The following is an 18746-nucleotide window of genomic DNA, read 5'->3' as shown; positions in this document are numbered from 1 at the left end:
TCCTACCGACAACAGGGTTCTCTTCATGTCCTCGAACAATCGACGCGATTTCCTGCGCCTCGCCGCGCAGTCGGCCGGCGCGATGGCCGCCTACGCGGGCTTCCCGCCCGCGATCCGCAATGCGCTGGCGATGCCGGCCGCCTATCGCACGGGCACGATCCGCGACGTCGAACACGTCGTGATCTTCATGCAGGAAAACCGTTCGTTCGACCATTATTTCGGCGGGCTGCGCGGCGTGCGCGGCTTCAACGACCCGCGCCCGCACCTGCTGCCGAGCGGTGCGCCGGTGTGGCAGCAGCCGCCGGCTTCGGTGTTCACGAAGAACTACCATTCGCGCGGCCTCGATCCGTCGGCGCCGTACGTGCTGCCGTTCTACCTCGATCCGAAGCAGACGACCGAATTCCAGCCGGGCACCAACCACGGCTGGAGCAGCGGCCACCTGTCCTGGAACAACGGCCAGTGGGACCAGTGGGTGAACCAGAAGCAGGACGTGCTGACGATGGGCTACCTGAAGCGCCAGGATCTCACGTACCACTACGCATTGGCCGACGCGTTCACGATCTGCGATTCGTACTTCTGCTCCGCGCATGCCGACACCGCGCCGAACCGCATCTACCTGTGGACCGGCACGGTCGACCCGCGCAACATCTACGGCAACCCGCCGAACGGCCCGGGCATCGGCGAGCGCGACGATGTGAACGGCTACACGTGGACGACCTACGCGGAACGCCTCGAGAACGCGAAGATCAGCTGGAAGGTGTACCAGGGCGGCACGGGTATCCCGGGCGACCCGACCGACAACTACACCGACAACTCGCTGATGTTCTTCAAGCGCTTCCAGGTGAAGGAAGGCGCGAGCGGCCCGCTGGTCGACAAGGGCGCGTCGGACCACACGCTCGCCGAGCTGAAGGCCGACGTGCAGGCGAACCGGCTGCCGCAGGTGTCGTGGATCGTATCGCCGTACAAGTACAGCGAGCACCCGCAGGCATCGCCGACGGACGGCGCGTTCTACATCAACATGGTGCTCGAGGCGCTCACGTCGAACCCGGAAGTGTGGGCGAAGACGGTGTTCATCCTGAACTACGACGAGAACGACGGGCTGTTCGACCACGTCGTGCCGCCGGTGCCGCCGGTCACGAGCGGCGTGGGCGGCCAGGGCATCGTGTCGTCGAACCTGCTGTCGAATCTCGGCGACGAGTTGCTCGACCTGAACAAGTACCCGGGCGAAATGAGCCCGCTCGTGCCGGGCGCCGACCCGGGCGGCATCCAGCCGATCGGCCTCGGGCCGCGCGTGCCGCTGATCATCATCTCGCCGTGGACGAAGGGCGGCTGGGTGTGCTCGGAGACGTTCGACCATACGTCGGTACTGCGTTTCCTCGAAGCGCGCTTCGGCGTGAAGGAGCCGAACATCAGCGCATGGCGCCGGTCGATCTGCGGCGACCTGACGTCGGCCTTCGACTTCTCCGCGCGCCCCGACACGCGCACGGTCAGCTTCACGGTGCCGCAGCACATCGCGACGGCCGGCCAGGCGTACCAGGTGCCCGCGCAGCAGTCGATGCCGACGCAGGAGCCCGGCACGCGTCCGGCACGTGCACTGCCGTACGAGCTGTTCGTGCACAGCCGCGTGAGCGGGCACGACGACAGCGTGTCGCTCGACTTCGCGAACACCGGTGACGCAGGCGCCGCGTTCTACGTGTACGACCGCCGCAACCCGACGACGCCCCCGCGCCGCTATGCGGTGTCCGCGCACGACCGCTTCGTCGACACGTGGAACACGTCGGCCGCGCGCGGCGACTACCATCTCGCGGCGTATGGCCCGAACGGCTATCTGTGCGAGTTCCAGGGCAACACGCGGCTCGCGGCGGACGGCCGCCACGCGAACCCCGAAGCGCGGATCGGCTACGACGTGCGCAACCGGCACGTGTACCTGCAACTGCGCAACAGCGGGCGCGCGACGTGCCGCGTGACGGTCGACAACGCGTATAGCCACAAGCATGCGCGGACCTACACGCTGGAGCCGGGCGAGCGCATCGAGGATCACTTCGAGCTGTCGTCGAGCCACGGCTGGTACGATCTGACGCTCACCGCGACGACGCTGCGCGGTGGCGACGACAAGGTCGTGCGCCGCTTCGCGGGCCACGTCGAGACGGGCCGGCCGAGCCAAAGCGATCCGGGGCCGGTGAAGCACCCGACGGCCTGACGGCCGACAAGTGTCACGCAAGGCGGGCGAAGTCGGCCCGCCGCGCGAGCGCTGCCTGCCGGTCGCGCTTCGGAGGCATTCCGGCAGGCGGAATTGGTTTTTGGAAACTGAAAACTGTTGACAATGTGTCGGGCTGAGGGTATACAAGGATCATTCGCCGATATGGCGCCCTCGTTTTCTACCGCAGCCCTGCTGCCTGCCCGACCATGACAGCCCCGAACGCGCTCAGCGCCATCGAACTCCTGCAAAGCCAGTCGCTCGCGATGATCGTCCAGGACATGCTCGAGCGCGCGATCGTCTCCGGCGAATACGCTCCTGGCGAGAAGCTCAACGAAGTCGAGATCGCGACCAAGCTGAACGTGTCGCGCGGTCCCGTGCGCGAAGCATTCCGCGCGCTCGAACAGGCCGGCCTGCTGCGCAACGAGAAGAACCGCGGCGTGACGGTGCGCGTCGTGCCGCTGCGCGAAGCCGAGGAGATCTACGAAGTGCGCGCGATGCTCGACGAGTCGGTCGCGCGCGCGCTCGCGAAGCGCATCTCGCCCGACACGCTGAAGGTGCTGAAGGGCATCATCCAGTCGATGAAGGATGCCGCGAAGACGCACGACGTCACGCGCTATACCGAGCTGAACGTGCAGTTCCACGACGCGATGGTCGTCGGCGTGGGCAATACGCACCTCACCGATACCTACCGCCGGCTCGTGCGCCAGCTCGGCCTGCTGCGCCAGGCCGCGATCGAGGCCGAGGAGGACGCGATCGCCGTGTCCGCGGCCGAGCACGACAAGATCGTGCAGGCGCTCGCGGGCGGCGACGAGGAGCAGGCCGTGGCGCTCGTGCGCGAGCACTTGTCGCACGGTCTCGAGCGCATGCGCCGCACGCATGAGCAGGGGCTGCCCTCGACGGGCAAGTCGGCGCGGGAGAAGCCCGTGCGCGCGTAAGTGCGCGGCAACGCCTGCGGGGGTTGCCGCGAAATGGTTGCCGCACGACAGCAAAGGGACGCTTCGCAGCGTCCCTTTTTCATTGCAGCTTCGGGTCATTCAAGTCCCGCAAGTCAACGCATCGTCACTCCTTGTCGGCCTTCCCGGCCGCGCTCGCGAATTTCGCGAGCCACCTGTCGACAACTGCCGGCGGCCGGCTCTCGTCCTCCGCGCGCTCCTTGCGCCGGATCGCATTGCGCACGACGTGCGCGCCGACATAGCGGATCGGCTCCGGCGGGAAATGACCCAGCGGGCCGCGCACGATCGGGCTGCGCGTCCATGCGTTGTCGAGGCCGAGCACGAGCGACGACAGGATCTGCCCGCCCATGTAGGTCGGCCCCACGCCGTTGCCCGAGTAGCCGAAGCCGTAGAACACGTTCGGCGCGTCGTCGAGGCGGCCGAAGAACGGGAAGCCGGTGACGGAGCGATCCGACGGCCCGTTCCAGCACGCGGTGACCGGCACGCCCGCGAGCGACGGAAAGAACTCGCGCAGGCTCTGCGTGAGTTGCGCCTCGTACGGCGAGCGCCGGTCGAACACGGGTGCGATGCGGCTGCGCCACGAGAACGTGTTGCCGCCCTTGCCGAGCATCAGCCGCCCGTCGGCGGTGGTGCGGTAGTAGTAGACGAAGATCCGCGAATCGAGCACCGACACGCCGTCCACGAGCCCGGTCTTTTCGAGCAGCTCGGGGCATTTCTCGGTGATGACCATGTCGCTCGACACGACCGCGATCGTCCGTTCGAACTGCGGGAAGCGGCTCGCCATCCACGCGTTGATCGCGAACACGAGCTTGCCCGCGCGCACGGTGCCGGACGGCGTGCGCACGACGGCCGGCTGCCCGGGCGTGAAGTCGAGCATCGGCGTGCGCTCGTAGATCCGGATGCCCATCGCGAGCGCGACGCGGCGCAGCCCGCGCACGAGCTTGCCGGGATGCACGGTCGCGGCGATCGGCGAGTAGACGCCGTCGAGATTGCGGGCGGACCCCGAGCGGCGCGCGACTTCGGCAGGCGGCAGCGGTTCGTAGCTGTGGATGCCGCACGCGGCGAGCGCGTCGAGCACCGGCGCGAGCGTGCCGACCTGCGCACGCGACGTCGCGGTGTACAGCGTGCCGTCGAGCCGCAGCTCGGCATCGATGGCGTGCGCGCGGCAGAAATCGGCGATGTGCTGCACGGCCGCTTCGGAGGCCTTCACGAGCCGGATCGCCTCGGCTTCGCCGAACAGCCGCCGCAGCGTCAGGAACTTCGCGGACCACGTGAGCAGGCAGCCGCCGTTGCGGCCGCTCGCGCCGGCGCCGCACAGGTCGGCCTCGACGATCGCGATGTCGAGCGCGGGGTTCTGCTGCTTTGCCTGGATCGCGGTCCAGAGCCCGGTGAAGCCGCCGCCGACGATGCACACGTCGGCCTGCGTCGCACCTTGCAGCGCGGGGGCGAGATCGCCGTCGTTGAACAGCGCTTGTTCGATCCAGAAGGGTCGCATGGGAGGGTTCGTCGAAAAGGGGCGCGCCGCGCGCGGCCCGAAAAAATGACGGCCGCCGCATGCGAACGTGCATGCGGCGGGTTACATCACGTCACGTCACGCTGCCGCTTCCGCCGACACGCGACGCACGCCCATCGCCTTCAGCGTGTCGGCGATCGCGGCGACGGCGCCCGGAATGCCGGCTTCGCCGAAGTGGCCGATGCAGCCGACCCGGAACGTCTCGACCTCGGTCAGCTTGCCCGGATACAGGATGTAGCCGCGCTGCTTGACCTCCTGGTAGAACCGCTTGAAATCGTAGTTCGGATCGTCCGGCGCGTGGAACGTGACGATGATCGGCGCCTGGATCGCCGGATCGAGGAACGGCCGGAAGCCGAGCGCGAGCATCCCGTCGATCAGCGCGCGATAGTTGCGCTGGTAGCGGCCGCCGCGTGCCGCGAGCCCGCCTTCGTCGACGTATTGCGCGACGGCGGCGTCGAGTGCCGCGACCACGTGCGTCGGCGGCGTGAAGCGCCACTGCGTCGTGCGCTGCATGTAGACCCACTGGTCGTACAGGTCCATCGCGAGCGAGTGGCTGTTGCCTTCGCAGCGTTCGAGCGCACTGCGCTTCGCGATCACGAAGCCGAGCCCCGGCACGCCTTCGAGGCATTTGCCGGATGCGGCGATCACCGCGTCGAACGGCGTCGTGCGTGCATCGATGTCGATCGCGCCGAACGAGCTCATCGCGTCGACGATCAGCGCGCGGCCGTGCTTCGCGACGACCTGCGCGATGTCGTGCAGCGGGTTCAGCACGCCGGCGCCCGTTTCGCAGTGCACGAGCGCGACGTGCGTGATGGTCGGATCTTCGGCGAGCGCGCGCTCGACGTCGGCCGGATCGACGCGGCGATCCTCGCTGTAGTCGATCGTCGTCAGCTGGCGGCCGAGCACGCGGCAGATCTTCGCGATGCGCTGGCAGTACGCGCCGTTGTTCGGCACGAGCACGTGGCCGTCACGCGGCACGAGCGTGCCGAGGGCCGCTTCGACCGAGAACGTGCCGCTGCCTTGCAGCGGCACGCATTCGTGCGTGCCTTCGCCGTGCACGATCTGCAGCAGGCGTTCGCGCAAGCGCGCGGTGATCGCGTTGAAGTCGCTGTCCCACGATCCCCAGTCGCGCAGCATTGCGTCGCGCGTGGTGTCGGAGGTCGTCAGGGGGCCAGGGGTGAGCAGGATGGGCTGGGCGGCGAGCGTCATGGTGTCTCCTTGATGAAGTCGGGACGTCACGTGAATACGGTCAAAGAATCAACGGCGATGCGGATTGCGCCAGGCCTGCGTACGGCGCAACAGTCGATGCGAGATGCATGCGAACAGCACGCACGCGAACGACGAGGTTGCGAGCACGAGCGTGGCCATCGCGGCGGCCGGGCCCATCTGGCCCGCGTCGTCGAGGTTCAGGATCGCGACCGATGCGGGCTGCGTGTCGGGCGAGTAGAGGAACGCGACGGCCGAGACCGTCGTCATCCCGTTGACGAACAGGTAGCGGGCGATCAGCAGGATCGCCGGCAGGCACACGGGTACGGTCACGCGCACGAAGGTCTTGTAGAACGGCACCTTCAGCGACGCGGACACGGCCTCGAACTCGCTGTCGATCTGCCGGAGCGCGGTGACGGCGGTCAGGTGGCTCGACGCGTAGTAGTGCACCACCGTGACGATCGCGAGCAGCCACAGCGACCCGTACAGCCCGTTCAGCGGATTGCCGGGCGCGTTGAACAGGAAGATGTAGCTGATGCCGAGCACGAGCCCCGGCACGCCCATCGGCAGGATCGCGCACAGCGCGATGAAGCCGCGCAGCCAGCGCGCGCCGCGTGTCTTCTCGATCAGGTAGGCGCCGCCGAACACGACGATCGTGCCGCCGAGCGCCACGGTCGCGGCCATCCGCAGGCTGTTCTTGTACGCGTCGAAGATGCCGGCGCCGATCAGCCCCATCTCGTAGTGCTGCAGCCCGAGCGTCATTTGGTACGGCCAGAACTTCACGAACGACGCGAACACCGAGATGCCGACCACCGCGATGAAGAACGCGCACACGATGCCGCAGTATGCGAGCATCGCGGCGTCGAAGCCGCGCGACGACTTCGGCTGGTACGGCGTCGAGCGCGCGCCGAGCTGCGACTGCTGGCGGCGACGGATGAAGAAGTCGACGCCGAACGCGACGAGCGCCGGGCACAGCAGCATCAGGCTCACGACCGCGCTGCGGTTGAAATCCTGCAGGCCGATGATCAGCTTGTAGATGTCGGTCGACAGCACGTTGTACGAACCGCCGATCACGACCGGCACGCCGAAGTCGTTGATGCACATCGTGAACGCCACCATCGTCGCGCTGATCAAGCCGTACTTCGCACCCGGCAGCGTGATCGTGAAGAACTTGCGGATGCGGCTCGTGCCCATCGCGTCGGCGGCCTCGTAGAGCCGGCCGTCGGCCAGCGACAGCGCGGTGACGAGGATCATCAGCACGTGCGGGAACGACGCATACACCATGCTCAGCACGATGCCCGGCAGCCCGTAGATCGAATGGCCGTGCAGCAGCGGCTTGAGCAGCCCCGCGTTGCCGAACCAGTAGATGAACGACACCGCGGACAGCAGCGTCGGCGCGAGCAGCGGCAGCAGCGCGATCGTGCGCGCCGCGTTCTTCAGCGGCATGCACGAGCGGGTCAGTGCGTAAGCGAACGTGAACGCCATCGGCACGACGATCGACGTGACGAGGGCGCCGACCGTCAGCGAATGCAGCATCGAGCGCAGCACGCCGCTGTCCTCGAGATACGCGACGAAGTTGTGCGCGCCGACGAAGCGTCCGTCCGCATCGACGAAGCATTTCTGCACGACGAGCGCGAGCGGCAGCAGCAGGAACATCGACATCAGCGCGGCCATCGCGACGAGCGCGAGCTGCGCGATGCGGTCGTGCCAGTGCGTGATCTGCCGCACGTCGGCGGGGGCGGAGGCGCTGCGGCGGCGCTCGGTCAGGACGGTGCTCATTGCAGTCGCTCCTTCGCGCTCGGGAACACGCGGACATGCTCGCGATCGAGCGCGAGGTCGATGCGCGCGCCGGCCTGCACGCCGGTGCGGTCGACATCGTGATACGACAGATCGGCGACGATCTCCTGGCCGTCGAGCCCGTCGATCCGGAAGCTCACGCGGCAGAACGCGCCGAGGAATTCGAGCTTCTCGACGCGGCCGGCCAGCACGTTGTCGGCCGTCTCGCCCGGCACGCGGATGCGCAGGTCCTCGGGCCGCACGTAGACCGACACCGCCGCGCCTTGCGCCGGGCGTGCCGTGCCATGGCGACAGTCGAGGCCGACCGCGCCCGCGCGCAGCGTGCCGTCCTGCGCGACTTCGGCGGGAATCGTGTTGACGCGGCCGATGAAGTCCGCGACGAACGGCGACGCCGGCTGCCGGTAGATTTCGAGCGGCGTGCCGATCTGCTCGATCACGCCGTGGTTCATCACGACGATGCGGTCGGCCATCGACAGCGCTTCTTCCTGATCGTGCGTGACCATGATCGTCGTCACGCCGAGCCGCTGCTGCAGCGCGCGGATCTCCTGGCGCAGCCGCACGCGCACCCGCGCGTCGAGTGCCGACAGCGGCTCGTCGAGCAGCAGCAGGCCGGGGGAGGTGGCGAGCGCGCGTGCCAGCGCGATGCGCTGCTGCTGGCCGCCGGACAGCTGGCCCGGATGCTTGCGATGGCTGTCGGGCAGGCCGACCAGCGCGAGCAGCGTATGCACGCGCTCGTGGATCGCGTCGCGCTTCATCTTGCGGTTCACGAGCCCGTACGCGACGTTGTCGTACACGGTGAGGTTCGGGAACAGCGCGTACGACTGGAACACGATCCCGTAGTCGCGCAGTTGCGGCGGCAGCCGCGAGATGTCGCGGCCGTCCTGCATGATGTGGCCGGCGTTCTGCGTCTCGAGCCCCGCGATGATCCGCAGCAGCGTGGTCTTCCCGCAGCCGGACGGCCCCAGGAAGCAGATCATTTCGCCCTTCATCACGCTCAGGTTGATGTCGGTGAGAACCTGCGTGTCGTTGTACCGCTTCTCGATGCGTTCTACGCTCAGATAAGGTGCCATGCGCGCCTCCATGCTGGGGCGGCCCGGGGGCCGGATTCGACGATGGAAAGGGTGGCGCGGGGCGGCGCGCGGCGCGGCCCCGCGGCGGGTCGCGACGTTACTGCTGCGCTTTCGCGCCGTAGCGCTTCTGCCATGTATCGAGAATCGACTGGCGGTTCTTCGCCGACCATACGAAGTCGTTCTTCACGAGCAGGTCCGAGTAGTTGTCGGGGATGCCGGCGAGCTTGCGCGCGACTCCCGGGTACGCGACGATCGCCCACCAGCGCGCGGTGATCTGGTTCGCCTCCTTGCTCGCCATGAAGTCGGCGAGCTTCTTCGCGGCGTCGGGCTGCTTCGTCGTCTTCATGATCGCGGTGCCTTCCATGTCCCAGCCGAGCCCTTCCTTCGGGAACACGAGATCGATCGGCGCGCCCTGCGACTGCAGTTCGTGGCCGCGGAACTCGAACGAGATGCCGATCGGGAATTCGCCGGTGCCGGCGAGCGTGCACGGCTTCGAGCCCGAGTGCACGTACTGCGCGACGTTCTTGTCGAGCGCGTCCATGAATTTCCAGCCTTTGTCGTCGCCGAAGGTCTGCAGCCACGCGGTCACGTCGAGGTAGCCGGTGCCGGACGAAACCGGGCTCGGCATCACGATCGCGCCTTTATAGACGGGCTTCGTCAGGTCTTCCCACGACGTCGGCTTCGGAATCCCCTTCGCCTGCGCGGCGACGCGGTTGTAGCAGATCGTCGCGCCCCATACGTCCATGCCGACCCAGTGCGGCGGCGTGTTTGCGTCGCTGTACTTGCGCGTGAGCTGGTCGAAGTCCTTCGGCGTGTAGGGCATCAGCATGCCCTGCAGGTCGAGCAGCGTGAGGCTCGACGCGGCGAGGCCGAGCACGACGTCCGCGCGCGGGTTGTTCTTCTCCGCGAGCAGCTTCGCGGTGACCGAGCCGGTCGAGTCGCGCACCCAGCGGATCTCGATATCGGGGTTCGCTTTCTCGAACGCGTCCTTGTAGGGCTTCATCGCCTCGTCTTCCAGCGCGGTGTAGACGAGCAGCGACGTCTTCGCGTGCGCCGCCTGCACCGCGCCGAGCGCGACCGCTGCGGCCAGCGCGAAGCGGGCCGCGCCCGCCGCCCATGCGTTCAAACGCTTGTTTACCGGCACTTCGTTCATCTTCAGACCCCTTGACTGTGGCGCCGCGGCACGCGGCGGATGAGTGGAGACCAGCCCTCTTGCTGCACCGTTGTTTTGCTTTCTGTTCTCTGCATGTTGTTGACAATCTACAAATCATCAATTTTAATGTCAAGCATGGAAAACACCTCCCTTCGGCGCGGCGCGGGCGCCGACGGCTCACCCCTTCGACCTGAAAGGAATGAACGTCATGAATGAAACGCCTGTATCCGTGGAAGTGAACGGCCGCCGCTACAACTGGATGAGCCGGCCCGTGGTGGTCGTCTGCGTCGATGGCTGCGCATACGAATATCTGGAAGAAGCGGCCGAGGCCGGCGTCGCGCCGTTCCTGCGCACGCTGCTGAAGCCGGGCACGGCGCTCAAGGGCGAGTGCGTGGTGCCGAGCTTCACGAACCCGAACAACCTGTCGATCGTGACAGGCGTGCCGCCGGCGGTGCATGGGATAAGCGGCAACTACTTCTACGATCGCGACACCGGCGCCGAAGTGCTGATGAACGATCCGAAGTACCTGGTCGCACCGACGGTGCTCGCGACCTTCGCGGAGCAGGGTGCGAAAGTCGCGGTCGTCACTGCGAAGGACAAGCTGCGCCGCCTGCTCGGCAAGGGGCTGAAGGGCATCTGCTTCTCGTCGGAAAAGGCCGATGAGGCGAGCATCGAGGAAAACGGCATCGACAACGTGCTCGAGCTGGTCGGCAAGCCGGTGCCGAGCGTGTACAGCGCGGATCTCTCGGAATTCGTGTTCGCGGCCGGCGTGCGCCTGCTCGAGACGCGCCCGATCGACCTGATGTACCTGTCGACCACCGACTACGTGCAGCACAAGTGCGCGCCCGGCACGGAAGGCGCGAACGCGTTCTACGCAATGATGGACACCTACCTGCAGCGTCTCGACGCGCTCGGCGCGATCGTCGCGATCACGGCCGACCACGGAATGAATGCGAAGCACGACGACGAAACCGGCGAGCCGAACGTGATCTACCTGCAGGAGCTGTTCGACGAGTGGCTCGGCGAGGATGCGGCGCGCGTGATCCTGCCGATCACCGATCCGTACGTCGTGCACCACGGCGCGCTCGGCTCGTTCGCGACCGTCTACGTGCCGGCGACGGCCGACGCCGAAGCGCTGCGCGCACGGCTCGCCGCGGTCGACGGCATCGAGGTCGTGCTCACGGGCGCCGAGGGTTGCGCGCGCTTCGAGCTGCCGCCGGCGCGGATGGGCGACCTGATCGTGATCTCGAAGCAGGACGTCGTGCTCGGCACGCGCCGCATCAAGCACGACCTGTCGGGTCTCGACGTGCCGCTGCGCTCGCACGGCGGGATCTCGGAGCAGATCGTGCCGCTGATCTTCAGCAAGCCGGTCGCCGGCGACGTCTCGGGCCGCGCGCGGCTGCGCAACTTCGACATCATCGACATCGCGCTCAACCATCTGCAGTGATGCGCACGCATCCGTAAGGGGACACACTCATGAACGCCATTGCAGCATCGACGGACGTCCGCGAGATTCGTCGCGAAGCACTGCGAATCGATGGGGAACGGATTCATCGGGACGCGGTAATCGAAGTGCGCAACCCGTACGACGGCGCGCTGGTCGGCACCGTGCCGAAGGCGACGCTGGACGACGTGCGGCGCGCGTTTGCCGCCGCACGTGCCTACCGGCCGACGCTGACGCGCCACGATCGCGCGGCGATCCTGCGCCGCGCGGCCGACATCGTGCGCTCGCGCACTGCCGAGATCGCGGCGCTGATCACGGCCGAGGCCGGCTTGTGCATCAAGGATTCGACGTACGAAGCCGGCCGCGTGGCCGACGTGCTGACGTTCGGTGCCGGGGAAGTGCTGAAGGACGACGGGCAGATCTTCTCGTGCGACCTGACACCGCACGGCAAGAAGCGCCGCGTGTACACGCAGCGCGACCCGCTGCTCGGCGTGATCTCGGCGATCACGCCGTTCAATCACCCGATGAATCAGGTCGCGCACAAGATCGTGCCGTCGGTGGCCACCAACAACCGGATCGTCGTGAAGCCGTCGGAGAAGGTGCCGCTGTCGTGCTACCTGTTCGCGGACATCCTGTACGAAGCGGGCCTGCCGCCGCAGATGCTGCAAGTGCTCACCGGCGACCCGAAGGAGATTGCCGACGAGCTGATCACGAACCCGGCGATCGATCTCATCACGTTCACGGGCGGCGTATCGATCGGCAAGTCGATTGCGTCGCGGATGGGCTACCGGCGCGCGGTGCTGGAACTCGGCGGCAACGATCCGATCATCGTGATGGAAGACGCCGATCTCGACGAAGCGAGCACGCTCGCGGTGTCGGGTTCGTATAAAAACTCGGGGCAGCGCTGCACGGCGATCAAGCGGATGCTCGTGCACGAGTCGGTGGCCGATCGCTTCACGGAACTGGTGGTCGAGAAAACGAAGGCGTGGTCGTACGGCAATCCGTCCGATCCGTCGGTGGACATGGGCACGGTGATCGACGAAGCGGCCGCGAAGTTCTGCGAGCAGCAGGTGAATGACGCGATCGCACGCGGTGCGCGGCTGCTGGTCGGCAACGTCCGCAGCGGCGCGCTGTATTCGCCGACGGTGATCGATCGCGTGACACCCGACATGCCGCTCGTGAAGTACGAAACCTTCGGCCCCGTGTCACCGATCATGCGCTTTCGCGACATCGACGACGCGATCCGGATGTCGAACAGCACCGACTATGCGCTGTCGTCGTCGGTCTGCACGAACCGCTTCGACCACATCACGCGCTTCATCACCGAGCTGGAAGTCGGCAGCGTGAATGTGCGCGAGGTGCCGGGCTACCGGCTCGAGCTGACGCCGTTCGGCGGCGTGAAGGATTCGGGGCTCGGTTACAAGGAAGGCGTGCAGGAAGCGATGAAGAGCTTCACGAATACGAAGACGTATTCGCTGCCGTGGTAAGTGACGTGTAAGCCGCGCGCACCGGTTTCGCGGCCGGTGCGCGCGTTATTCTATCGGCTCATATCGATAGCCGATTTGCGTTTTTGCCGCGCATCGACGCGTCGGTAGAATTCGCGGACCTCTCGAACGGCATGCGTGTGCCGCGGGATCATTCCCTCCAATCATTCGGGGTCCGCACCATGAAATTCCTTCGCTCCATCCTGGTCGTCGCCATGCTGCAGGCCATTTCGGTCACGAGCGCACTCGCCGCCGACGACCTGTCGCAGATCAAGTCGTCCGGCGTGTTCCGGGTCGGGACCGAAGGCACGTACGCGCCGTTCACGTACCACGACGAAACCGGCAAGCTGACGGGCTTCGACGTCGACATCGCGACCGCGATCGCGCAGCGCCTCGGCGTGAAGCCGCAGTTCGTCGAAGGCAAGTGGGACGGGCTGATCGCCGGCCTCGACGTGAACCGCTACGACGCGGTCGTCAACGAAGTGTCGATCACCGACGCGCGCAAGGCGAAATACGATTTCTCGACGCCGTACATCACGTCGCGCGCGGTGCTGATCGTGCGCGCCGACAACACGACGATCCGCTCGTTCGACGACCTCAAGGGCAAGAAATCCGCGAACACGCTGACCAGCAATTTCGGCAAGCTCGCGGCCGCGCACGGCGCGGACGTCGTGCCCGTGCAGGGCTTCAACGAATCGATCGACCTGCTGAGCTCGGGGCGCGTCGATGCGACGATCAACGATTCGCTGTCGTACCTCGATTTCCGCAAGCACAAGCCGGACGCGAAACTGAAGATCGCGGCGACCGACACGGGCGGCGCGAGCGACGCATCGGGCGTGCTGCTGCGCAAGGGCAGCCCCGCGCTGGTGGCCGCGATCGACAAGGCGCTCGCGGACATCAAGGCCGACGGCACCTACGCGAAGATCTCGCAGAAGTATTTCGGCCGCGACGTGTCGCAACCGTGACGCGAGGCTGAACGATGCCGGCCTGGCTTCACCTGATGGCGGAATCGCTGCGGCCCCTGCTCGTCGCGGGGCTCGTGTTCACGGTACCGCTCACGCTCGCGTCGTTCGCGATCGGCCTGTTGCTCGCCTTCGGCGCGGCGCTCACGCGGCTGTTCGGGCCGCGCTGGGCGCAGGCCGCCGTGCGTTTCTACATCTGGCTGTTTCGCGGTTCGCCGCTGCTCGTGCAGCTGTTCGTGATCTTCTACGGTTTGCCGAGCGTCGGCATCGTGCTCGATCCGCTGACGGCCGCGGTGATCGGCTTCTCGCTGAACGTCGGCGCGTACAACGCCGAGGTGATCCGCGGCGTGATCGAATCGATTCCGAAGGGGCAGTGGGAAGCCGCGTACTCGATGGCGATGACGCGCCCGCAGGCGCTGCGCCGCGCGATCCTGCCGCAGGCCGCGCGCGTTGCGCTGCCGGCGCTGTCGAATTCATTCATTTCGCTCGTGAAGGACACGTCGCTCGCGGCCGTGCTGACCGTGCCGGAGATCTTCCAGGCCGCGCAGCGGATCGCGGCCGTGACCTACGAGCCGATGATTCTCTATACGGAAGCCGCGCTGGTCTATCTGCTGCTCAGTTCGGTGCTGTCCACGCTGCAGCGTCGCCTCGAAATCCGCTTCGGCCGTCATGCGCTGTTCCAGGCGGAACTGCGATGATCAGGCTCGAACGCATCGACAAGTCGTTCGGCACGCATCGTGTGCTGCAGGGAATCGACCTCGCATTGCAGCCCGGCAGCGTGACGGCGCTGATCGGGCCGTCCGGCAGCGGCAAGAGCACGCTGCTGCGTTGCGTGAACCTGCTCGAGGTGCCCGAGGCGGGCACGCTGACGGTCGGCGACGCCCGCATCGACTTTTCGCCGGCGCAGCGGCCGGCGCGCGACGCCGTGTTCGCGGTGCGCCGCCAGACCGGCATGGTGTTCCAGAACTTCCAGCTGTTTCCGCACCTGAGTGTCGTGCAGAACGTGATGGAAGGGCTCGTCACCGTGCAGCGCTGGCCGCGCGAGCGAGCCCGCGAACGCGCGCTCGCGCTGCTCGAGAAGGTCGGCATCGCGGACAAGGCCGACGCGTGGCCCGGCACGCTGTCGGGCGGCCAGCAGCAACGCGTCGCGATCGCGCGTGCGCTCGCACCGTCGCCGCAGGTGCTGTTGTGCGACGAGCCGACGTCGGCGCTCGATCCGGAACTGTCCGTCGAAGTGGTCGAGGTGCTGCGCCAGCTCGCACGGGAAGGCACGACGATGCTGATGGCGACGCACGACCTGCGCCTGGCCGCGTCGATTGCACACGACGCGGTGTTTCTCGCGGAAGGCCGTATCGTCGAAGCCGGTGCGTCGCGCGACCTGTTCGGCGACCCGCGCGATCCGCGCACCGCGAAGTTCATCTCGACGCTCGCGCAGGGCGTGCCGGTGTTCTGACGCAGCACGCGACATGCGACATGCGCGACAGCGGGCGTCAATCTTGCCCGGATGCGTCGAGCACCGCCGCGACGATCGCCTCCGGCGCATCTTCCTGCACCAGGTGGCCCGCGCGCGGCACCCTGATCAGCCGGCCGTTCGCGATGCGATCGGCGAGCGCCTGCCCCTGTTCGAGCGGAATCCACGCGTCGTCCTCGCCCCACACGATACGCACCGGAAAGTCCGGCGGCGCGTAACGCGCCTCGGCTTCCTCGATGTAGCGCTGGCGCATCTGCGCGATCTGGCGATAGAAGGCGGCCTGACCGTCGGGCGTGAGCCACGGTGCGCGGTAGATCGACAGCGCGTCGTCGCTCAGCGGCCGCGCGACGGCATTGCCGAGATACGCCGACACGAGCGCGTGATGCGCATACGCAGGCAGTCCGGTGAATGCGGCTTCGTGCTGCGCGACATGACGCACGAACGGCGAACCCTGCGGTGCGATTGCGACCGGATTCACGAGCGTGAGATCCGCGTAGGCGACGCCGTCGAGGAAGTGCGCGCGCAGCACGGTTGCGCCGCCGTAGTCGTGAGCAAGTACGCGGGGGCGTGAGATGTTCCACTCGTCGAGCAGCGCGCCGAACAGCCGGTTCTGGCGGCCGAGCGACACGTCCGCGTCCGGCATGTCGGACTGACCGTAACCGAGCAGGTCGTAGAAGAACACGCGATGACGCCGCGCGAGCCACGGTGCGATCCGGCGCCACACCTGCGACGAAAACGGCGTGCCGTGCACGAGCACGAGCGGCGGGCCTTCGCCGATCGTTCCCCAGGCAATCCGGTGGCCTTCGAAAATGAAGCGATTGGCGAGTTCGAGCATCGGCATCTCCGTGCTAACCTGTTTTGGTTGTTAACAGGTTACTCCGGATTGCCTGGATGTGAAACCGATAGGTGAAAATAAATGGTTACTCGACACGAGCCCGCGCGGGCCGCGCACGCATGGGGTTCAGGCGATTTCGTCGGCGGCCATCCGGCGCTCGATTTCCTCAACACGGTGGCCGATACGGGCAAGACGCGCGACGCGGACAAGCTCGTCGACTGGCCGGCCGTGCATGCGTGGGCGGAGCGATCGGGGCTGCTGGCGCCGGCCGATCTGGCGCTGCTGCTGCGTCATGCGCGGCAGGACGACGCGGACGCGCTGGCGGCGCTGCATCGCTTTCGCGAGGATGCCTACACGGCGATCTCGCACCTGACGGCCGGAGGCGGCGGCACGGCCGGCGCGCGCGCGGCGGACCGGCTCGCCGTCGCGATTCGCGAGGCGATCGGGCGCAGCGCGTTCGATGCGGTCGACGGCCGGTTCGCGTGGCGGCCCGACGCGCGCGCCGCGTCGCGCTGGGTCGACGCGGCCGCACTCGGCTTCGAGCAACTGCTGCGCAGCGACGATTTCGCACGGGTGAGGCAGTGCGGCCGGTGCACGTGGTTCTTCGTCGATCGCGGCCGTGGCGTCGGGCGCCGCTGGTGCGACATGCGCACGTGCGGGAACCGCGCGAAGGTGGAGGCGTTCAGGGAGCGGTGACGCGCGCGCCGTACCGGTTGTCGTGGCAGGCGATGCGCGGCCGGCGCGCGAGCGTCATGGGGCGACTTCGTGCGACCGATGGTCCGGCCACAGCGTCGCGGCGACGAACAGCCCGGCCGCGAGGAACGGCGCCCCGATTGCGAGCAGGATGGCCGTGAGGCCCCAGCGATCCCAGAAGCGGTCGACGACCGCGCGCTCGGGGGTGACGGGGTCGTACAGCACGTTGACCGCTTCGCCTTCCTGCAGGCCCGGATGCGACGCCGCCGCGCCCTGGGCGAACGTGATCTGGCGTCCGCTGTCGGTCGTGAAGGCGACGATCGCCGAATACAGCGACGTGCGCGAGCGGGCTGACCGTGCATTTTTTGCGATCTCGACGACGTGGCCGGTCGAGCGCGCGTAGTGGTGGGCGATCTGCCACTGACGCAGGCCGGCCGCACCGGCACCCGCAATGAAGCCCGTGCCGATCGTGATCGGAATCAGCACGATCGCGATATCCCAGCGGCGTCGCGCCTGCTTGCGCTCGGCGCGGGTGGGCGGCGCATCGGATTGCATGCGGTGGCGCTTGCCGGCGATCAGCAGGGCGCCGATCGCGAACGACGCGACGGCGAGCAGCGCCGCCACCGCCGCCGGAAACCAGCGTTGCGCGAAGTCGTCGATCAGCGCGGGGCGCTCGGGATGGACGGGATCGAGCAGGACGTCGACGTTCTCGCCGATGTCGTAGGCGGGGATGGTCGACGCGGTATTGCCGGCGACCTCGCGGCGCTGGCCGTCGTTCGCGAGATACGCGACGATCGGCCGGTACGCGCGCATCGCGTCGCTGTCCTGCACGATACGGACGACCGTGCCCGGCGTGCGCACGAGGTGGCCGGTCGCCTGGCCGGCCGTGACGGCGATTACGCCTGCCAGTACGAGCAGTACGACGCCGAGCGCCAGCGCGACGAGCGCGTCCTTACCCGGCATGGCCGGATCCGGTTCGTGCGTCGCACTGCGGATGCCGGTGTGATCTTGGGAACGGCGTGTCCCGACGGACTCGCCGATATCGGCGCAACCAGGCCCTCTGAATGGTCGCGTCTCGGTTACATGCTTCCATGTCTGACGTCCCATGTTCTCTCAGTGCCGGCGGGCAAACGGCAGTGCCTGCGCCGGTCGTGTGATATTTGTCGGACGATTCTAGCGGAAACGATGCGGAGCGGGCGTGTGGTGGCGTACTGCGACAGGGCGCGCGCTGCGCGTGCGACGGCGGAAAAGGAAAAAGCCCGGTTAGCTTTCGCTAACCGGGCTTCGGAATTCCTGGTGGGGCGTGAGTGACTCGAACACTCGACCTACGGATTAAGAGTCCGCTGCTCTACCAACTGAGCTAACGCCCCCAACAGAAGAAAGATTATGCATGGGTATTTGAGGTCTTGCAAGCCCTTTCTGCAAATTTCCTGAAAATATTTCGTCACCGCTACGGCAGGTGCCGGCCCGATCACGAGCGATCGCAGTTTCCGCGCTCCCGGTATGATGACGCCACACGTGTTGCGCGACGGTCGCGCAACGCTTTCTGGGCTTTCGAAGATGGACGAAAACGCAGTCCGCGAATTGCTGGATCGCTTGCTGGCCCCCTGGGTCCGCTCGCTCGGTCTGGTCCCCGTGTCGATCGGCGACGACAGCGTCACGCTGCGCCTGCCGTTTTCCGGCGAATTCCGCCATTCGGGCGGCATCATCTGCGGCCAGGTGTTCACGGCGGCCGCCGACACCGCGATGGTGGTCGCGATCTCGGTCGCGCTCGGCGAGTTCCGGCCGATGACCACCGTATCGCTGAACACGAACTTCATGCGGCCCGTGCGCAAGGGCGACGTGCTCGTCACCGCGCGCGTGCTGCGGATGGGCCGCAATCTCGTATTCGGCGAAGTCGAGCTGTTCGACGAGGACGGCAAGATGGCCGTTCACGCGACGTCGACCTACGCGCTCGTCAGCTGA

16 protein-coding genes and 1 tRNA gene are annotated in these 18746 nt (G+C 67.2%); 9 read left to right on the top strand and 8 right to left on the bottom strand.

Features of this window, described 5'->3' with window-relative positions; translation table 11 throughout:
* Positions 1-25: 25 nt before the first annotated feature.
* Together CFB43_RS17335 and CFB43_RS17330 are read left to right on the top strand one after the other, a co-directional pair.
* The gene (locus CFB43_RS17335; protein ID WP_089495864.1) at positions 26-2200 is read left to right on the top strand and encodes a phosphocholine-specific phospholipase C; all 2175 of its coding nucleotides are present in this window, start codon (positions 26-28) and stop codon (positions 2198-2200) included.
* 206 nt (positions 2201-2406) lie between these two features.
* The gene (locus tag CFB43_RS17330; protein WP_089461792.1) at positions 2407-3135 is read left to right on the top strand and encodes a phosphonate utilization associated transcriptional regulator; all 729 of its coding nucleotides are present in this window, start codon (positions 2407-2409) and stop codon (positions 3133-3135) included.
* A gap of 124 nt (positions 3136-3259) precedes the next feature.
* On the opposite strand, the gene CFB43_RS17325 is transcribed toward CFB43_RS17330, so the two are convergent.
* From CFB43_RS17325 to CFB43_RS17305, 5 genes are all read right to left on the bottom strand, one after another.
* On the bottom strand, positions 3260-4648 hold the full coding sequence (locus tag CFB43_RS17325) for an FAD-dependent oxidoreductase (protein WP_089495863.1): 1389 nt from the start codon (positions 4646-4648) through the stop codon (positions 3260-3262).
* A gap of 96 nt (positions 4649-4744) precedes the next feature.
* The gene (locus tag CFB43_RS17320; protein WP_089495862.1) at positions 4745-5875 is read right to left on the bottom strand and encodes a 2-aminoethylphosphonate--pyruvate transaminase; all 1131 of its coding nucleotides are present in this window, start codon (positions 5873-5875) and stop codon (positions 4745-4747) included.
* Between the two features lie 48 nt (positions 5876-5923).
* Entirely contained in the window at positions 5924-7651 is a 1728-nt protein-coding gene (locus CFB43_RS17315) for a putative 2-aminoethylphosphonate ABC transporter permease subunit (RefSeq protein WP_089495861.1), read from the bottom strand.
* Complete coding sequence (locus CFB43_RS17310; RefSeq protein ID WP_060223952.1) at positions 7648-8739, bottom strand: putative 2-aminoethylphosphonate ABC transporter ATP-binding protein; 1092 nt, start codon at positions 8737-8739, stop codon at positions 7648-7650. Before CFB43_RS17310 ends, CFB43_RS17315 begins: the two co-directional genes overlap by 4 nt.
* A gap of 97 nt (positions 8740-8836) precedes the next feature.
* Positions 8837-9892 carry a putative 2-aminoethylphosphonate ABC transporter substrate-binding protein gene (locus CFB43_RS17305; RefSeq protein WP_089441287.1) on the bottom strand — a complete coding sequence of 352 codons (1056 nt, stop codon included), beginning with the start codon at positions 9890-9892 and terminating at the stop codon, positions 8837-8839.
* Positions 9893-10100: 208 nt separating this feature from the next.
* Here CFB43_RS17305 and phnA point away from each other — a divergent pair, with 208 nt between their 5' ends.
* The 5 genes from phnA (at position 10101) to CFB43_RS17280 (ending at position 15235) form a co-directional block, all read left to right on the top strand.
* Positions 10101-11339: a phosphonoacetate hydrolase gene (gene phnA / locus CFB43_RS17300; RefSeq protein ID WP_047852694.1), complete on the top strand. Its 1239-nt coding sequence runs from the start codon at positions 10101-10103 to the stop codon at positions 11337-11339.
* 29 nt (positions 11340-11368) lie between these two features.
* Entirely contained in the window at positions 11369-12823 is a 1455-nt protein-coding gene (gene phnY, locus CFB43_RS17295; protein ID WP_089495860.1) for a phosphonoacetaldehyde dehydrogenase, read from the top strand.
* 179 nt (positions 12824-13002) lie between these two features.
* Complete coding sequence (locus tag CFB43_RS17290) at positions 13003-13785, top strand: amino acid ABC transporter substrate-binding protein (RefSeq protein ID WP_089495907.1); 783 nt, start codon at positions 13003-13005, stop codon at positions 13783-13785.
* A 14-nt stretch (positions 13786-13799) separates the two neighbouring features.
* A complete protein-coding gene (locus tag CFB43_RS17285; protein WP_089426605.1) occupies positions 13800-14480 on the top strand; it encodes an amino acid ABC transporter permease in 681 nt (226 codons plus the stop codon).
* Complete coding sequence (locus CFB43_RS17280) at positions 14477-15235, top strand: amino acid ABC transporter ATP-binding protein (RefSeq protein WP_089441285.1); 759 nt, start codon at positions 14477-14479, stop codon at positions 15233-15235. Before CFB43_RS17285 ends, CFB43_RS17280 begins: the two co-directional genes overlap by 4 nt.
* A gap of 37 nt (positions 15236-15272) precedes the next feature.
* On the opposite strand, the gene CFB43_RS17275 is transcribed toward CFB43_RS17280, so the two are convergent.
* On the bottom strand, positions 15273-16088 hold the full coding sequence (locus tag CFB43_RS17275) for an alpha/beta fold hydrolase (RefSeq protein ID WP_089495859.1): 816 nt from the start codon (positions 16086-16088) through the stop codon (positions 15273-15275).
* 81 nt (positions 16089-16169) lie between these two features.
* On the opposite strand from CFB43_RS17275, the gene CFB43_RS17270 reads away from it, so the two are divergent.
* Positions 16170-16784, top strand: a complete 615-nt coding sequence (locus CFB43_RS17270) for a CGNR zinc finger domain-containing protein (protein ID WP_089495858.1) — start codon at positions 16170-16172, stop codon at positions 16782-16784.
* A gap of 54 nt (positions 16785-16838) precedes the next feature.
* Here CFB43_RS17270 and CFB43_RS17265 read toward each other — a convergent pair whose 3' ends face one another.
* Both CFB43_RS17265 and CFB43_RS17260 read right to left on the bottom strand, forming a co-directional pair.
* Positions 16839-17888 carry a DUF3592 domain-containing protein gene (locus tag CFB43_RS17265; RefSeq protein WP_089495857.1) on the bottom strand — a complete coding sequence of 350 codons (1050 nt, stop codon included), beginning with the start codon at positions 17886-17888 and terminating at the stop codon, positions 16839-16841.
* 187 nt (positions 17889-18075) lie between these two features.
* Positions 18076-18151 (bottom strand) — tRNA-Lys (locus CFB43_RS17260).
* A gap of 190 nt (positions 18152-18341) precedes the next feature.
* Here CFB43_RS17260 and CFB43_RS17255 point away from each other — a divergent pair.
* Positions 18342-18746: a PaaI family thioesterase gene (locus CFB43_RS17255; protein ID WP_059232891.1), complete on the top strand. Its 405-nt coding sequence runs from the start codon at positions 18342-18344 to the stop codon at positions 18744-18746.

Origin of the sequence: Burkholderia sp. AU15512 (genome assembly GCF_002223325.1) — a bacterium.
Taxonomy (GTDB): Bacteria; Pseudomonadota; Gammaproteobacteria; order Burkholderiales; family Burkholderiaceae; genus Burkholderia.
Note: the sequence above shows the minus strand (reverse complement) of the source record. Positions and strands in the feature narration are given on the sequence as shown.

What these genes read in the sequence shown, in the direction of transcription:
- phnA (WP_047852694.1), top strand. Translation starts at nt 10,101, where the DNA reads ATGAATGAAACGCCTGTATCCGTGGAAGTGAACGGCCGCCGCTACAAC.
- CFB43_RS17320 (WP_089495862.1), bottom strand. Translation starts at nt 5,875, where the DNA reads ATGACGCTCGCCGCCCAGCCCATCCTGCTCACCCCTGGCCCCCTGACG.
- CFB43_RS17270 (WP_089495858.1), top strand. Translation starts at nt 16,170, where the DNA reads ATGGTTACTCGACACGAGCCCGCGCGGGCCGCGCACGCATGGGGTTCA.
- phnY (WP_089495860.1), top strand. Translation starts at nt 11,369, where the DNA reads ATGAACGCCATTGCAGCATCGACGGACGTCCGCGAGATTCGTCGCGAA.
- CFB43_RS17280 (WP_089441285.1), top strand. Translation starts at nt 14,477, where the DNA reads ATGATCAGGCTCGAACGCATCGACAAGTCGTTCGGCACGCATCGTGTG.
- CFB43_RS17335 (WP_089495864.1), top strand. Translation starts at nt 26, where the DNA reads ATGTCCTCGAACAATCGACGCGATTTCCTGCGCCTCGCCGCGCAGTCG.
- CFB43_RS17265 (WP_089495857.1), bottom strand. Translation starts at nt 17,888, where the DNA reads ATGGGACGTCAGACATGGAAGCATGTAACCGAGACGCGACCATTCAGA.
- CFB43_RS17305 (WP_089441287.1), bottom strand. Translation starts at nt 9,892, where the DNA reads ATGAACGAAGTGCCGGTAAACAAGCGTTTGAACGCATGGGCGGCGGGC.
- CFB43_RS17290 (WP_089495907.1), top strand. Translation starts at nt 13,003, where the DNA reads ATGAAATTCCTTCGCTCCATCCTGGTCGTCGCCATGCTGCAGGCCATT.
- CFB43_RS17325 (WP_089495863.1), bottom strand. Translation starts at nt 4,648, where the DNA reads ATGCGACCCTTCTGGATCGAACAAGCGCTGTTCAACGACGGCGATCTC.
- CFB43_RS17310 (WP_060223952.1), bottom strand. Translation starts at nt 8,739, where the DNA reads ATGGCACCTTATCTGAGCGTAGAACGCATCGAGAAGCGGTACAACGAC.
- CFB43_RS17255 (WP_059232891.1), top strand. Translation starts at nt 18,342, where the DNA reads ATGGACGAAAACGCAGTCCGCGAATTGCTGGATCGCTTGCTGGCCCCC.
- CFB43_RS17275 (WP_089495859.1), bottom strand. Translation starts at nt 16,088, where the DNA reads ATGCTCGAACTCGCCAATCGCTTCATTTTCGAAGGCCACCGGATTGCC.
- CFB43_RS17315 (WP_089495861.1), bottom strand. Translation starts at nt 7,651, where the DNA reads ATGAGCACCGTCCTGACCGAGCGCCGCCGCAGCGCCTCCGCCCCCGCC.
- CFB43_RS17285 (WP_089426605.1), top strand. Translation starts at nt 13,800, where the DNA reads ATGCCGGCCTGGCTTCACCTGATGGCGGAATCGCTGCGGCCCCTGCTC.
- CFB43_RS17330 (WP_089461792.1), top strand. Translation starts at nt 2,407, where the DNA reads ATGACAGCCCCGAACGCGCTCAGCGCCATCGAACTCCTGCAAAGCCAG.